The organism is Klebsiella sp. BIGb0399 (assembly GCF_003752615.1).
GTDB classification, from domain to species: Bacteria; Pseudomonadota; Gammaproteobacteria; order Enterobacterales; family Enterobacteriaceae; genus Klebsiella; species Klebsiella lignicola.
Window position 1 is genome coordinate 1414361 of sequence record NZ_RKHT01000005.1, and the last position, 14937, is coordinate 1429297.

The following is a 14937-nucleotide window of genomic DNA, read 5'->3' on the forward strand; positions in this document are numbered from 1 at the left end:
GGTCAGGTACCGGCCGGGGGCCTGCTCCAGATGGCTACATGGCGTCCAGCGCCTGCTGCAGCTTCCAGATATAGCGGGGGGCCTGCGGTGCCGGATGCTTCTTCGCCACGTGTTCAAAGAACTCATCGGCATCCATATCATTGATCTCATCAATCGCATCCTGGCGATTCGAAGAGAACGTGCGCAGCAGCGCCCCGGCGCCGTTGGCGTAGGAAACCACCACCGCATAGCGCATCACCTGCGGGTCTTTAATCCCGGCAAGCGGGCCGTTTTCGAGGATGCTCAGGTAAGCGGTCCCCATTGAGATATTGCGTTCGGGATTTTTCAGCTCGCTCACCGACGGCTCACCCCGCCAGCCCATGCGTTGGTAAACGTCGCGACCCGATGTTGAAGGCTTCAGCTGCATCAGGCCTACCGCGCCGGATTTACTGACCACCGTTGGGTTACCGCCAGATTCAATGGCGATAATCGCCGTCACCAGCTGCGGGTCAACGCCCCACGCCGCACCGGCTTTTTCACTGATCGGCATCCACTGCATCGCCCGCTTGACCGGAACTTCAGCGTTCCACGGCGGGTTACGATAATCCTTTTTCGAGCTACAACCGGCCAACAATACCATCAAAAAAACACACCATCTCAATTTCACACATCTATCCTTATTGGCTGAAGTTTGCCGTCTGGAGATGACAATAATCCCTCCAGGCGGCATGATAACCCTTTCATTCTTAGCAAGGAATTGTCATGTCTCAGTTTTATCTGGTTGCCCCTTCAGGCTACTGCATTAACCAGGAGGCGGCGCTCCGCGGCGTTGAACGTCTGCAGGAGGCCGGACATCAGGTGATGCACCAGGAGGTCATCCCCCGTCGGCAACAGCGCTTTGCCGGAACTGAACATGAGCGCCTGAACGATATTAACCAGCTGGCTACCCTCGAAGGCCCTAACCGCATCGTGATGCCGGTGCGCGGCGGTTACGGCGCCAGCCGCCTGCTGCCGGATATCGACTGGCAGGCCCTGGCCGCACGCCAGCGGGAAAATCCGCTTTTAATCTGCGGCCACAGTGATTTCACAGCGATTCAAATGGGCCTGCTGGCAAAGGGTAGCATAATCACCTTCAGCGGTCCGATGCTGGCAGGTAACTTTGGTGCGGAAACGATGAACGCGTTTACATGGCACCACTTCTGGCAGGCGCTGCGCAGCCCGGAATTTACCCTTGAATGGCCGGGCGATGGCCAGCCCTGTGATGTCGAAGGCACCCTGTGGGGCGGCAACCTGGCGATGCTCACATCGCTGATGGGCACCCCGTGGATGCCGCAGATTAGCGACGGCATTCTGGTGCTGGAAGATATTAACGAGCATCCATTCCGCGTCGAGCGCATGCTGCTGCAGCTGCTGCACAGCGGCGTTCTCGCCCGCCAGCAGGCGCTGATCCTCGGCAGCTTCAGCGGCGCGAACCCGAACGATTACGACGCCGGTTATGACCTGCCGGCAGTCTACGACTATCTGCGCACCCAGCTGGATATCCCGGTGATTAGCGGGCTGGATTTCGGCCACGAACAGCGAACCGTCACCCTGCCGCTTGGCGCAAACGCGCGGCTGGTGCATCGCGACATCACCACGACCTTAACGCTCAGCGGGCATCCGGTGCTAACAGAATAAAATCTTCTGTTACACATTTCAGGATACTCCGAGGGTTGGTAAACTGAGCCTCATTGTCTAAAAAATTCACGCAGTAAGGAGTACGTCAACATTGGACGCCGGTGCGGTCATTAGCCTGTTTATTCTGGGTTCTGTATTAGTAACCTGTAGCATTTTATTGAGTTCCTTTTCTTCGCGCCTGGGCATCCCGATTCTGGTTATCTTCCTTGCCATTGGTATGCTGGCCGGGGTTGACGGTATCGGCGGCATCCCTTTTGACAATTACCCTTTCGCGTACATGGTGAGTAACCTGGCGCTGGCGGTGATCCTGCTTGACGGCGGTATGCGCACCCAGGCCAGCTCCTTTCGCGTTGCCCTCTGGCCCGCGCTCTCGCTGGCGACCGTCGGCGTCCTGATCACCTCCTGCCTGACCGGGCTGATGGCCGCCTGGCTGTTCCATCTCGATCTTATCGAAGGCTTGCTGATCGGCGCGATTGTCGGCTCCACCGATGCGGCGGCGGTCTTCTCGCTGCTCGGCGGCAAAGGCCTGAACGAACGTGTCGGCTCCACCCTGGAGATCGAATCCGGCAGCAACGACCCGATGGCGGTGTTCCTGACCATTACGCTTATCGAGATGATTCAGCAGCATGAAAGCGGCCTGAGCTGGATGTTCGCCGTCCATATCGTGCAGCAGTTCGGCCTCGGGATTGCGATTGGCCTCGGCGGCGGTTATCTGCTGTTGCAGATGATAAACCGCATCGTGCTGCCGACCGGGCTCTATCCGCTGCTGGCGCTCAGCGGCGGGATTATGATTTTTGCGGTAACCACCACCCTCGACGGCAGCGGCATTCTGGCGGTATATCTGTGCGGCTTCCTGCTGGGGAACCGACCGATTCGTAACCGTCATGGGATCCTGCAAAACTTCGACGGACTGGCGTGGCTGGCGCAGATTGCCATGTTCCTGGTGCTCGGGCTGCTGCTCACCCCGTCGGATCTGTGGCCTATCGCCATCCCGGCGCTGCTGCTCTCCATGTGGATGATTTTTGTGGCCCGTCCGCTGTCGGTGTTTGCCGGTCTGCTGCCGTTTCGCGGGTTTAACCTGCGCGAGCGGGTGTTTATCAGCTGGGTGGGGCTGCGCGGCGCGGTGCCGATCATTCTCGCCGTCTTCCCGATGATGGCCGGCCTTGAAAACGCGCGCTTGTTCTTCAATGTCGCCTTCTTCGTGGTGCTGGTGTCGCTGCTGTTACAGGGGACGTCCCTCTCCTGGGCGGCCAAAAAAGCCAAAGTGGTGGTACCGCCGGTCGGCTGGCCCATTTCCCGCGTCGGGTTGGATATTCACCCGGAGAACCCCTGGGAGCAGTTCGTCTACCAGCTCAGCGCAGACAAATGGTGCGTTGGCGCGGCGCTGCGTGACTTACATATGCCGCCGGAAACCCGTATTGCCGCCCTGTTCCGCGACAATGTCCTGCTGCACCCGACCGGCAGCACCCGCCTGCTGGAAGGGGATATTCTGTGCGTGATTGGCCGCGAGCGTGACCTGCCGGCGCTGGGTAAAATGTTCAGCCAGTCGCCGCCGGTGGCGCTCGATCAGCGTTTCTTCGGGGACTTTATTCTCGATGCCAGTGCCAAATTTGTCGATGTGGCGCAAATTTACGGTCTCGATGACGTGGATGATTTTAACGATAGCCAGCAGTCGCTGGGCGATGTGGTTCAGCATCTGCTCGGCGCCGCTCCGGTTGTCGGTGACCAGGTAGAATTCGCCGGCATGCTGTGGACGGTCGCGGAAAAAGAGGATGACCACGTTCTGAAGGTCGGGGTCCGCGTCGCAGAAGATGAGGCGGAGTAACCCGCCTCATATCAACACCGAATCACTTGATATTTATATTTTATCAATCAACGGTCCACATAAAGACCTCGAAAAAACAAAAGCCTCGCAGATGCGAGGCTTTTGTTTAACTGTTCTGAAATTCTTCTGCCCGGCGCTCAAGCTCAGTCATAAATGAGGTTTTGGCTTTTTCATGGGCGTCGGGACTCATGATACTGATAACCTGATAGCGATCGTCATCCAGCCAGTGCCGCGAGTAGACGAGATAATGATTTGATTTTCTGGCTGCCTGAGGAGTGTGCGGCTTCCAGGCCGGTTGATCGGGAAGCTGAATATGGATTTTGTAAACGTAAGAATCGCACAACCTGCGATTCTCTTCCCACTACCCCTCATTGCCGAAAAAATCAGGGAGTGTGTGGTGTTTCTTCCAGATCTCCAGCACCTGCGCATATTGCGCAGCGATCTCAGGCAGTTCAACATCCTTGTGAACAGAAACTCTCACCATTATGAAACCCGATCAAAGCCCGGTGGATTTAGTCCCAGCGCTTTATGCTCAGCATGAATTAACGCTCTGACATCATCCCCACTAGCGCTAATCGGCGTTGATGACGTTTTTTTGGGCGGGTTAGTCTGTTCAATGAACGCCAGTGTATCTTCTGCCGTATTACGTAATTTTGCAGCTGCACGCCCGAACGTGGTTATCTCTTCTCGTAGCGCTTCATCCAGGGTTTCCTGAAGAGCCATTTTTACCGCTTCGATATAACCCGCAGCAATGGTAATCCGTTGTTTATACTCTTTTACCAGATGTTTCTGAACAAGAGGGGACTGCTTTTTCATATCAATGGGCGTTTGTTTTACTTCCCATTCAGCACGCAAGTTTATCAGGTGGAAACGCTGACGCTCCGCAATTTCAGCCAGTAGTCTGGTTGCCTCGCTGATTGAGATATATACCACTTCTTCATGCAGCGACTGCAGTGTGGTATTCGCTTCAGTGCTGTGCGGCGTGATATCCCGATAACCCACAGCATTAGCAGGGATCGGCCCCATCGACAGCGCCATTAACGCTGCCATAGATGCTGCTCTGCTCTTTTTCATTTTTTTCATATTTAAAACCTGGTAAATGAGGTCTCATGGTAGCGCATTAAATAGCCAGTGACAAAAGTCCATAGCAAGTAACCCGTGCGCCCTGCCAGTATTATACGCTCCGGAGCCTTTTTTCTCTTTTGCAATACCCCGCGTCATCATGAAAAAGCCCGCTCAGTCTGAACATAAGCGGGCTGGGTAATACGCGACTCGGCGGCCCCTTGCTTCAGGCGGTACGCCATTTGCGGGTTAACGGCTTTTCCACTTCCACAATCAGGAACATCACAAATCCGATGATAAAGGTGATCACCCAGTAGCGGAACGGCAGCGCGGTGGTCCCGAACAGCATCCAGGACGTTACCGTTGTTGTAGGTACCAGGAATATAGGTGAACTGTACGCTCAGCCGCCGGTAGCTGGCGGAGAATAGCGGCAGAATAATCGGCAAAGGGACGTAATTCGCGAAATCATCACGGGCGGTGATCCCGGCGGTCACCCCGAGTCCAAGGCGGAAATCCTTCTGGCTATCCAGATACCAGCCCTTCTCCCAGCCGTAGCCGACGATCGGCTGCCACTTGTTATGCGAATCCTTAAACATCATGGCATACAGCGAACTCCAGTCGCCGTCATCATGATAACGAGAGAAGCCGAAGCCGCCGCCCCAGGGCATCTCATTGTAGTTATCCGTTTTCTCTTTATCGTAGGTTAAGCGGTTGTGCCAGCTCAGAAACGGCAGATACAGGTCATAGTTTTGCGGCTGATTCCAGGTTTGCGAAACGTCATTTTTCAGCCAGTTCCACCAGCCGCTGATACGCTTTTCACCGTAAACCGGCTCCTCAGCCTGCACCGCAGAAGCGAAAAGCATCAGGGTTCCCCACACGATCGGCCGACACTGTTGCATAGGTTTTTCCTTAAAGAAAAAAATCAGCGGTAAGTTATTTATTCTGGAAATAATAACCACGCTTTGCAAATTTCGCCGATCCCAATTACTGGTAATACGCCGTGCTTATGGCCGTTCGCTAAGATCTATTTTGCTGACGGCTGGGCATTATGTTGCTGAATACGCGCCATCATATATGGGAAGAACGGGTTGGAGGTGACGCGCATCAGCGTATCCAGCCCGACGCTCAGGGTGGTGGTTTCGCCACGCAGCGAAATAGTACCGATGCTGATGCCATAACGATTCTTTTGCGTCGGCTCGCGGCCATACAGCGAATCGCTCATCGGGAACGGCACCGCCACGTGCGAAAGGGAATACATATCCTGCGGCCACGCCAGGTTCAACGGCACCACCTGTTCCGTGTTCTCGCCTGCCGGCGTAGTACGGGCGACGGCTTCGTAGGTCGTGGGCGAGGCATTGGTGATCACCGTGGTGCTGTATCGCCGCGGCACCGGCGGCAGGAGGGTGCTGAGCGCGGTATAGACCGCGGGTCGAAACAGCGCGCGTAAATTCGCGGCCTGGTTGATATCAAATACCACCAGCTCGCTGCCGTTATCCGGCAAATAGCGATACAGCGACTCCACCACCGCCCGGGTGCTGACCGTAGAGTCCATCACCGACTGAAACGTCAGCACCGGCGCCAGCGCCGCCAGACGCTGCGTGCGGGAGTCCTGCACGATTTGCTCCTGCAGCGCCTGGGTTAATAGCCACGACTGCCGGGCCGCCTTCACCGGGAAGGAGTTGTATTTATAAGGGTTAAACTCGGGCACCACGTTAAGCCATGCCGCCCGCGCAAAAGCCGGAAACACCGCCGGTAACCCCGTCAGCCCGGCAAAGCGGGCAAAGGCGGTCACCCCGATCATCGGCGACAGCAGGACTATCTGCTGCGGCTCAGGCAAGGTTTTATCATCCAGCGCGTCGAGCGCATATTTCAGCGCCAGCGCACCGCCGTTGGAATAGCCGATCACATGCAGCGGTGCTTTTCCTCCGGCCAGCCGGGTAGCTTCGCGCACCGCCAGTCGGGTTGTCGCCAGCCACTGCTGCCAGTCTACGGCGGTCAGCGATCCTGGTGCAGTACCGTGCCCCGGCAGCCTCGGCACCACGGCAACAAACCCCTGTTGCTGGTAGGCGACGGCCAGATAGCGCACGCTGTAGGGCGAGTCCGTCAGCCCATGCAGCAGCACTGCAGCACCGCGCGGGGTCCCCTCGGGCAGCAGCACAAAGGAGCGATTCCAGTCAGGCTGAAACTGTTGCGGGTAGACCTGACTGTGGGCGTAAAAGCGGTTAAGCGGCGTTTTATCATCATCATCAAGCCTGTCCATCAGCTCGGTCTTCATATCGCGAAAAATCGCCGCTTCTCGCGCCTGATACCCCGCGAAGGTGGTGCGATCAATCTCAGCGGCGGACATTTCATCAGCGGACCAGGTATGCCACGGATGCAGTGCCGGCCCCCGCTGCGTCTCGTAAATTCGCCCGGCAAAAAAAACGATCACCATGATAAGCAGGCCAATCGCCATCTTTTTGATTAGCGAGGCCACTGTCAGACCCGCTTTATTGAGATATCGGGCAAAACTCATTATTGCTATCCCATAATCGACGCTGTTTGCACGTGCATTGTAGTCATGTCATGGGCATTCTTGCCAGTTGGCGGGCCTGATGAGTTGTTTTTTTGGCTGGAGTAATGGAAAAGCCAGAATGTCAGCAACCGGTTGAAATTCTGGCTTATACCCTTCATCCTTCAAGTTGCTTGGGTATATACGTTCGACGGAGGCGCCGTCTTAGGGGAAGTTACCCTGTCACTACCGGCACGCGAGGGGCCAGCGCGCACATTAACTCGTAGCCGACGGTGCCGCAGGCGCTGGCGACATCGTCAATTTTAATCTCTTTGCCCCACAACTCCACCGGCGCGCCGATACCGGCCTGCGGGCAGGGCGTAAGATCCACCGCCAGCATATCCATCGAAATCCGCCCCACCGTGGTGGTGCGCACGCCGTCCACCAGCACCGGCGTGTTGTCCGGCGCCAGGCGCGGATAGCCGTCGGCATAACCGCAGGCCACAATCCCGATGCGCTGCTCGCCGGAGGCCCGGTAGATACCGCCGTAACCCACCGCGTCGCCCGCCTTCAGGTTCTGCACGGCAATGATTTCGCTGCTGAGGGTCATCACCGGCTTGAGGCCGCTGTTGGCTACGTCCTGCCACTGCCCGGACGGAGACGCGCCATACAGCACAATCCCCGGTCTGACCCAGTCGAAATGAGCTTCCGGATGCCACAAGGTCGCCGCGGAGTTGGACAGCGAACGCGGGCAGTCCAGCCCCTCCGCTGCCTGTTCGATGCGCCGCATCGGCTCAACAATCCCCTGCGGATTTTCCGCATCGGCAAAATGCGACATCAGCGTCATTTCGCTGACGTTACCCAGCGCCCGCAGCTGCTGCCAGACGATATGGATGCGGTCCGGCATAAAGCCGAGGCGATTCATGCCGCTGTTCACCTTGACGTAGATATCCAGCGGCGCGTGCAGCTTCGCCTGCTGAAGCGCCTTGATTTGCCAGTTGCTGTGAACGCTGGTGGTCAGACGGTACTTATCAAACAGCGCCAGTTCATCGGCGTGGAAGAACCCTTCCAGCATCAGAATCGGCCCTTTCCAGCCATGCTCACGCAGCAGGATCGCCTCTTCGAGGTTGAGCATCGCAAAACCATCGGCACCGCTGAGCGCGCTCCACACGCGCGACAGCCCGTGACCATAGGCGTTGGCTTTCACCACCGCCCACAGGCGCGAGGTAGGAGCCGCTCGCCGGACAATCTGCAAATTCTGTCGCAAGGCCGACACATCAATGCTGGCCAGTACGGGACGGGACATGAAGACTCCTTAGTTATGCACACCGTGCAGGTGCTGCGCGCGTGCCGGGACGAAACCAGGGCTGTAACGCGCAACGGCAAGGTCATCATACGGAATGGCCGGCGTGCGGCCGGAAATCAAATCACTGAGCAGCTGCCCGGAACCGCAGGCCATGGTCCAGCCCAGGGTGCCATGCCCGGTATTCAGCCATAAATTCTTATACGGCGTGCGCCCGACGACCGGTGTACCGTCTGGGGTCATTGGGCGCAGCCCGGTCCAGAAGGTCGCCTGCTCGACGTGACCGCCGCGCGGGAACAGGTCGCGCACGACCATCTCCAGCGTTTCACGCCGCGGTTTCAGCAGCTCTTTATTAAAACCGACGATTTCCGCCATGCCCCCGACGCGGATGCGTTGGTCAAAGCGGGTAATCGCGATTTTGTATGTCTCATCGAGGATAGTCGAAACTGGCGCCCCGTCTTCCTCGGCGATCGGAATCGTCAGGGAATACCCCTTCAGCGGATAGACCGGAATATCCACCAGCCCCTTCAGCATCGCGGTGGAGTAAGAGCCAAAGGCCATCACGTAGGCGTCGCCTTTGATAATTTCATCGCCGCATTTTACCCCGGCGATCTGCTCGCCTTCGTACAGCAGCGCATCAACCGAAGTATTAAAGCGGAACGTAACGCCCGCCTGCTCCGCCATGGCTGCCAGCCGGGTGGTAAACAGCTGACAGTCGCCGGTTTCATCATTCGGCAGACGCAGGCCGCCGGTAAGCTTGTGGCTCACTTCCGCCAGCGCCGGTTCGACTTCCAGCAGGCGTTTCGCCTCCAGCAGCTGATACGGCACCCCGGCCTCTTCCAGCACCGCGATATCGCGGGTGGCGTTTTCATACTGTTTTTCGGTACGGAACAGCTGCAGGGTGCCGCCCTGACGACCTTCATACTGGATACCGGTCGTTTCGCGCAGCGCTTTCAGGCAGTCACGGCTGTACTCTGCCAGACGCACCATTCGCCCTTTGTTCTCCATATAATGGCGGGTATCGCAGTTGCGCAGCATCTGCCACATCCATTTCAGCTGGAACTGCGTACCGTCGAGGCCAATCGCCAGCGGCGCGTGGCGCTGGAACATCCATTTGATGGCCTTCAGCGGCACGCCAGGTGCTGCCCACGGTGCCGCATAGCCTGGAGAAATTTGCCCGGCATTGGCGGCGCTGGTCTCTTCCGCCGCACCTGGCTGGCGTTCAATGACCGTCACCTCGTGTCCCGCCTGGCTTAAATACCAGGCACTCGCTACTCCAACGACCCCACTTCCCAGTATGACGACTCGCATAGCGACTCCGTAATAGTTAAAGAACAATCATCTGATTACAAATTGATAACTCAGTTGAAAATATTATTCAACATACGCTTTATTTATGGTGACTTATCTCACAGCACACCGCACCAGCCCTGCCACTATGGATTTACTATCTCCTGCTGCACTTCATTTTTACTCAGAATAATATTCTGCAAATAAGCCGCAATCAGGCCTTTAAGATTGCTAAATCGCGAAGAAAAGAAATTGTCCGCAGGCGCAGTTTGTCATGCCGTGTTCTATGCTTATTGGGAGGCTCTCCGTACAGAGAGGGCCACCTACAACGAGGGCGCGCTAATGGCTACGATTGATTCCATGAACAGGGACACCACTCGTTTAAGCGATGGACCCGACTGGACTTTTGAACTGCTGGAAACCTACCTTGCCGAGGTTGACCGGGTAGCGAAGCTGTATCGTCTCGACACCTATCCACACCAAATCGAAGTCATTACCTCCGAGCAGATGATGGACGCCTACTCCAGCGTCGGCATGCCCATCAACTACCCGCACTGGTCGTTCGGCAAGAAATTTATCGAAACCGAACAGGCCTATAAGCACGGTCAGCAGGGCCTGGCCTATGAGATTGTCATCAACTCAAACCCCTGCATCGCCTATCTGATGGAGGAGAACACCATTACCATGCAGGCGCTGGTGATGGCCCATGCCTGCTACGGGCATAACTCCTTCTTCAAAAATAACTATCTGTTCCGCAGCTGGACCGACGCCAGCTCCATCATTGACTACCTGATTTTTGCCCGCAAATACATTACCGACTGCGAAGAGCGCTATGGCGTCGATGAGGTCGAGAAGCTGCTCGACTCCTGCCATGCCCTGATGAACTACGGCGTCGATCGCTACAAACGTCCGCAGAAAATCTCGTTGCAGGAGGAGAAAGCGCGGCAGAAAAGCCGGGAAGAGTATCTGCAGAGTCAGGTGAATATGCTGTGGCGAACCCTGCCGAAGCGCGAAGAAGAGAAGACCATCGAATCCGCCCGTCGCTACCCGTCAGAGCCGCAGGAAAACCTGCTGTACTTTATGGAGAAGAACGCGCCGTTGCTGGAGCCGTGGCAGCGTGAAATCCTGCGTATTGTGCGTAAGGTCAGCCAGTATTTTTATCCGCAGAAGCAGACCCAGGTGATGAACGAAGGCTGGGCGACCTTCTGGCACTACACCATCCTCAACCATCTGTATGATGAGGGGAAAGTGACCGAGCGCTTTATGCTGGAGTTCCTACACAGCCACACCAACGTGGTGTTCCAGCCGCCCTATAACAGCCAGTGGTATAACGGGATTAACCCGTATGCGCTTGGCTTCGCCATGTTCCAGGATATTAAACGCATCTGCCAGTCTCCGACCGAAGAGGACCGCTACTGGTTCCCGGACATTGCCGGTTCCGACTGGCTGGAAACGCTGCATTTTGCGATGCGCGATTTTAAAGATGAGAGTTTTATCAGTCAGTTCCTGTCACCGAAAATTATGCGTGATTTCCGCTTCTTTACGGTGCTGGATGACGATCATAACAACTATCTGGAGATTTCCGCGATCCACAACGAGGAGGGATATCGGGAGATTCGGTCGAAGCTGTCCGCCCAGTACAACCTCAGTAACCTGGAGCCAAATATTCAGGTCTGGAGCGTCGATCTGCGTGGCGATCGTTCCCTGACGCTGCGCTACGTGCCGCATAACCGCGCGCCGCTGGATAAGGGGCGTCGGGAAGTGCTCAAGCACGTTCATCGCCTGTGGGGGTTCGATATCCTGCTGGAGCAACAAAATGCCGATGGCAGCATCGAACTGCTGGAACGTAGCCCGCCGCGCCCGAATTCGCTGTAACAGGCGCTAACGCAACAAACAAAAACGCCCGGTTCATCGCCGGGCGTTATCATTCTGGAATCTGCGACAGTTAGCGCATGCCGATCACGAGATCGCCCGGCATGGTTTTCTGCATCCGATGCCAGATTTCGCCGCTGTCATGCCCGTAGCGACGGACGATTTCGTAAACCTGCTCGTGCTGTCCTTCTTCACACACTTTTGTCAACTGGTGGTAGAAACCGAGCGCCAGGCTGCGGGCTTCCGGGTTGGCAAAATAGTGGCGGCCGATGCGGGTATACAGGCCTTTCATCCCGTTGATGATCAGGCCGTAGATCGGGTTGCCAGAGGCAAACGCCAGGCCGCGGAAAATGTTGTAGTCCAGGTCTGCAAACGCGTCAGCGTGGTCTTCGACCTCACGCGCGCTGGCGAGCACTTTCAGCGCATCTTCAGGATGCTGGCGGAAGGCGGTACGGATGAAAATGGTGGAGATGTTGGTTCGCACCGACAGCAGATTATCAATCAGCTGCGGAACGCTGTCATGATCAAGACGCGCCAGAGTTTCGAGGATATTCAGCCCGGACGTTTCCCAGAAATTGTTCACCTTCGTCGGCTTACCGTGCTGGATGGTTAACCAGCCGTCACGGGCCAGACGCTGCAACACTTCGCGTAAGGTCGTGCGGGTTACACCGATCAGTTCAGAAAGTTCACGTTCAGCAGGGAGGATGGTGCCTGGGGGGAAACGATTATTCCAGATACTCTCAATAATGTACTCTTCCGCGAAACCCGCAGGGCTTTGCGCCTTAATGACCATAGTTAGATTTCCATTACACAGCGTTGCAAATTCTACTCATCATACCAGAGCCGTTATAGAGCAGATAGCGCCGCGAGGTAATTAAAAAGGGTTCGCTGTTTCATTTTCCGCTTTCCGTCACAGAATGCATTCCCACAACGCGAGGCGAAGAAAGTTGCTTCTCATTTTGCTCAACTGGTAATCTTGCACATAGTTACGTGCAAAATCATGTCATTAAATTGACGGGAAGGATATCTGTCGTGGAAATATCGTACGGCCGCGCACTATGGCGCAATTTTCTTGGCCAGTCACCGGACTGGTATAAACTAACGTTACTGATCGTTTTACTCATCAACCCGCTGGCCTTTTATTTCGACCCTTTCATTGCCGGGTGGATGCTGGTGGTTGAGTTTATCTTCACCCTCGCGATGGCGCTGAAGTGCTACCCGCTGCTGCCGGGCGGCCTGCTGGCGATTGAAGCCGTGTTTATCGGCATGACCAGCCCCGAACATATCCGGGACGAGATCGCCAGTAACCTTGAGGTGCTGCTGCTGCTGATGTTTATGGTGGCGGGTATCTACTTCATGAAGCAGCTGCTGCTGTTTATCTTTACCCGTTTGCTGCTAGGCATTCGGAGCAAGATGCTGCTGTCGCTGGCGTTTTGTCTGGCGGCGGCTTTCCTCTCCGCTTTCCTTGATGCGTTAACCGTCGTGGCGGTGGTGATAAGCGTCGCGGTCGGCTTCTATGGCATCTACCATCGCGTGGCCTCCGCGCGTCCGGATGATAACGATATGCTGGACGACAGCCATATCGACCAGCACTATCGCGACGTGCTGGAGCAGTTCCGAGGTTTTCTGCGCAGCCTGATGATGCATGCCGGCGTCGGTACCGCCCTGGGCGGCGTGATGACCATGGTCGGCGAGCCGCAAAACCTGATTATTGCCAAAGCGGCAGGCTGGCACTTCGGCGAGTTCTTTTTACGCATGTCCCCGGTGACGCTGCCGGTGATGATCTGCGGCCTGCTGACCTGTCTGCTGCTGGAAAAATGGAAGCTGTTCGGCTACGGCGAGCCGCTGCCGCCGGCGGTGCGTAAGGTGCTGCAAGATTTTGACGATCGCAGCACCCAGCAACGCACTCGCCAGGACCGCCTGCGCCTGATTGCCCAAGGGATTATCGGTATCTGGCTGGTGTTTGCTCTGGCGATGCACCTGGCGGAAGTGGGCCTGGTAGGGCTGTCGGTGATCATTCTGGCAACCAGCCTGACCGGCGTCACCGATGAGCACGCCATTGGCAAAGCCTTTACCGAGGCGCTGCCGTTCACCGCCCTGCTGACCGTATTTTTCGCGGTGGTGGCGGTGATTATCGACCAGCATCTCTTTACGCCGGTGATTCAGTTTGTCCTTCAGGCGTCGCCTCACGCCCAGCTGTCGCTGTTCTACCTGTTCAACGGCCTGCTGTCGTCCATTTCCGATAACGTCTTCGTCGGGACGGTGTACATCAACGAAGCCAAAACCGCGCTGCAGCACGGCGTGATCAGCCTGCCGCAGTTTGAACTGCTGGCGGTGGCGATTAATACCGGCACCAACCTGCCTTCGGTGGCGACGCCGAATGGTCAGGCAGCATTTCTGTTCCTGCTGACCTCCGCCCTGGCGCCGCTGATTCGCCTCTCCTATGGCCGGATGGTGTGGATGGCGCTGCCTTACACCGTTGTGATGACGCTGGTGGGGCTGCTGTGTGTTGAATTCACCCTGATGCCGGTGACCCAGTGGATGCTCGATCACCAGTGGATCGTCACGCCGGTACTTCCTTAAGACCCGACAGGCCATTTGCCGCATTGAGACAAATGGCTACGATTCTTTTCGTATTAATTTCGGGCTAGCTGCTGGCGTCGGTTCGGTTTTCGTTTACACTGCCATGATTTAGCATGTTCCAGGGAAATGACATATGTTGCGATATTTAAACCAGTGCTCAAGAGGACGCGGAGCCTGGCTCCTGATGGCGTTAACCGCGTTCGTTCTTGAGCTAGTCGCGTTGTGGTTCCAGCACGTGATGTTGCTGCAACCTTGCGTAATGTGTATTTATGAACGCTGCGCGCTGTTGGGCATTATGGGCGCCGGGATTGTCGGTGCTATCGCACCGAAAACGCCGCTGCGTTATGTGGCGTTGGTTATCTGGCTGTACAGCGCGCTGCGGGGCCTGCAACTGGCATGGGAGCACACTATGATCCAGTTGCACCCTTCCCCGTTCCAGACCTGTGATTTCGCCGCCCGCTTCCCGACGTGGCTGCCGCTGGATAAGTGGATACCGCAGATGTTCGTCGCCAGCGGTGACTGCTCCGTTCGTCAGTGGGAGTTTCTGACCCTCGAGATGCCGCAGTGGCTGGTGGGGATCTTCGCCGCCTACCTGATCGTAGGCGTACTGGTCCTGATTGCTCAGCCTTTTAAACCGAAAAAACGCGATCTCTTCGGCCGCTAAGCCGGTGAAATAAAATACTCCATCAGGAGTCAGGCTGTTCACTTAATAAATCGAGGCCCGCAACCGTGGGCCTCGCAATAAAAGAAAAAGATCTACACACCTGATTTTTTTGTTATCCTTCTACGCGCTTTTATTACTTTTATTTATATAAATAATTAAGTGATGGGTATTGTTTTATATTTAGGATGATT

11 protein-coding genes and 2 pseudogenes are annotated in these 14937 nt (G+C 56.2%); 5 read left to right on the forward strand and 8 right to left on the reverse strand.

The annotated features are described in order from the left end of the window. Positions 1–34: 34 nt before the first annotated feature. Positions 35–646 carry a membrane-bound lytic murein transglycosylase EmtA gene (emtA, locus tag EDF82_RS07030; protein WP_123754838.1) on the reverse strand — a complete coding sequence of 204 codons (612 nt, stop codon included), beginning with the start codon at positions 644–646 and terminating at the stop codon, positions 35–37. 95 nt (positions 647–741) lie between these two features. Between emtA and ldcA the strand changes: the two genes are divergently transcribed. Continuing rightward, entirely contained in the window at positions 742–1656 is a 915-nt protein-coding gene (gene ldcA, locus EDF82_RS07035; protein WP_123754839.1) for a muramoyltetrapeptide carboxypeptidase, read from the forward strand. A gap of 91 nt (positions 1657–1747) precedes the next feature. Continuing rightward, positions 1748–3481 carry a potassium/proton antiporter gene (locus tag EDF82_RS07040; RefSeq protein ID WP_123754840.1) on the forward strand — a complete coding sequence of 578 codons (1734 nt, stop codon included), beginning with the start codon at positions 1748–1750 and terminating at the stop codon, positions 3479–3481. Between the two features lie 106 nt (positions 3482–3587). Here the strand turns inward: EDF82_RS07040 and EDF82_RS25635 are convergent. The 6 genes and pseudogenes from EDF82_RS25635 to EDF82_RS07070 all read right to left on the reverse strand — a co-directional run. Next, a pseudogene (locus EDF82_RS25635) lies at positions 3588–3830 on the reverse strand (type II toxin-antitoxin system YafO family toxin); the annotation flags it as partial. A gap of 134 nt (positions 3831–3964) precedes the next feature. After that, on the reverse strand, positions 3965–4564 hold the full coding sequence (locus tag EDF82_RS25270) for a hypothetical protein (RefSeq protein ID WP_174508068.1): 600 nt from the start codon (positions 4562–4564) through the stop codon (positions 3965–3967). Positions 4565–4887: 323 nt separating this feature from the next. After that, positions 4888–5442, reverse strand: a pseudogene (pagP, locus tag EDF82_RS07055) (lipid IV(A) palmitoyltransferase PagP); the annotation flags it as partial. Between the two features lie 125 nt (positions 5443–5567). Continuing rightward, the gene (locus EDF82_RS07060; protein ID WP_154144838.1) at positions 5568–7058 is read right to left on the reverse strand and encodes a carboxylesterase; all 1491 of its coding nucleotides are present in this window, start codon (positions 7056–7058) and stop codon (positions 5568–5570) included. A 211-nt stretch (positions 7059–7269) separates the two neighbouring features. Beyond that, positions 7270–8340, reverse strand: coding sequence for a catabolic alanine racemase DadX (dadX, locus tag EDF82_RS07065; RefSeq protein ID WP_123754842.1), 1071 nt, complete (start codon positions 8338–8340; stop codon positions 7270–7272). Between the two features lie 9 nt (positions 8341–8349). Next, positions 8350–9648, reverse strand: coding sequence for a D-amino acid dehydrogenase (locus tag EDF82_RS07070; RefSeq protein WP_123754843.1), 1299 nt, complete (start codon positions 9646–9648; stop codon positions 8350–8352). Between the two features lie 321 nt (positions 9649–9969). Here EDF82_RS07070 and EDF82_RS07075 point away from each other — a divergent pair, with 321 nt between their 5' ends. After that, positions 9970–11502 carry a SpoVR family protein gene (locus tag EDF82_RS07075; RefSeq protein WP_123754844.1) on the forward strand — a complete coding sequence of 511 codons (1533 nt, stop codon included), beginning with the start codon at positions 9970–9972 and terminating at the stop codon, positions 11500–11502. Between the two features lie 70 nt (positions 11503–11572). On the opposite strand, the gene fadR is transcribed toward EDF82_RS07075, so the two are convergent. Continuing rightward, positions 11573–12292, reverse strand: a complete 720-nt coding sequence (fadR, locus tag EDF82_RS07080) for a fatty acid metabolism transcriptional regulator FadR (RefSeq protein WP_123754845.1) — start codon at positions 12290–12292, stop codon at positions 11573–11575. Positions 12293–12531: 239 nt separating this feature from the next. On the opposite strand from fadR, the gene nhaB reads away from it, so the two are divergent. After that, a complete protein-coding gene (gene nhaB, locus EDF82_RS07085) occupies positions 12532–14082 on the forward strand; it encodes a sodium/proton antiporter NhaB (protein WP_123754846.1) in 1551 nt (516 codons plus the stop codon). 133 nt (positions 14083–14215) lie between these two features. Further along, complete coding sequence (dsbB, locus tag EDF82_RS07090; RefSeq protein WP_123754847.1) at positions 14216–14746, forward strand: disulfide bond formation protein DsbB; 531 nt, start codon at positions 14216–14218, stop codon at positions 14744–14746. Positions 14747–14937: the final 191 nt, after the last annotated feature.

Coding starts and splice junctions, on each gene's coding strand:
- EDF82_RS07060 (WP_154144838.1), bottom strand. CDS start 7,058: ATGAGTTTTGCCCGATATCTCAATAAAGCGGGTCTGACAGTGGCCTCG.
- EDF82_RS25270 (WP_174508068.1), bottom strand. CDS start 4,564: ATGAAAAAAATGAAAAAGAGCAGAGCAGCATCTATGGCAGCGTTAATG.
- EDF82_RS07075 (WP_123754844.1), top strand. CDS start 9,970: ATGGCTACGATTGATTCCATGAACAGGGACACCACTCGTTTAAGCGAT.
- fadR (WP_123754845.1), bottom strand. CDS start 12,292: ATGGTCATTAAGGCGCAAAGCCCTGCGGGTTTCGCGGAAGAGTACATT.
- ldcA (WP_123754839.1), top strand. CDS start 742: ATGTCTCAGTTTTATCTGGTTGCCCCTTCAGGCTACTGCATTAACCAG.
- dsbB (WP_123754847.1), top strand. CDS start 14,216: ATGTTGCGATATTTAAACCAGTGCTCAAGAGGACGCGGAGCCTGGCTC.
- dadX (WP_123754842.1), bottom strand. CDS start 8,340: ATGTCCCGTCCCGTACTGGCCAGCATTGATGTGTCGGCCTTGCGACAG.
- EDF82_RS07070 (WP_123754843.1), bottom strand. CDS start 9,648: ATGCGAGTCGTCATACTGGGAAGTGGGGTCGTTGGAGTAGCGAGTGCC.